Below are 437 nucleotides of genomic sequence, written 5' to 3' on the forward strand. Positions count from 1 at the left end.
CGCGTCACCTCGTCGGCGAACGACGACAGCTGGTCCACCATCGTGTTGACGGTGTTCTTCAGCTCCAGGATCTCGCCCTGGGCGTCGACCGTGATCTTCTGCGACAGGTCACCCTTCGCCACGGCCGTGGTGACCGAGGCGATGTTGCGCACCTGCGACGTCAGGTTCGACGCCATCGAGTTCACGTTGTCGGTCAGGTCCCGCCACGTGCCCGAGACGCCCTTCACCTGGGCCTGACCGCCCAGCTTGCCCTCCGTACCCACCTCGCGGGCCACCCGGGTCACCTCGTCGGCGAACGACGACAGCTGGTCCACCATCGTGTTCACCGTCGACTTCAGCTCCAGGATCTCGCCCCGGGCGTCCACGGTGATCTTCTGCGACAGGTCACCCTTCGCCACGGCCGTGGTGACCGAGGCGATGTTGCGCACCTGCGACGT

At 66.4% G+C, this 437-nt stretch carries 1 protein-coding gene; it reads right to left on the reverse strand.

What is annotated here, in order from left to right; translation table 11 throughout:
- On the reverse strand, positions 1-437 hold a 437-nt coding region (locus tag ACFHW0_RS31805; RefSeq protein ID WP_416613323.1), incomplete at both ends, for a HAMP domain-containing protein.

The sequence above is a fragment of the Micromonospora sp. LOL_025 genome (assembly GCF_048060285.1).
Taxonomy (GTDB): domain Bacteria; phylum Actinomycetota; class Actinomycetes; order Mycobacteriales; family Micromonosporaceae; genus Micromonospora.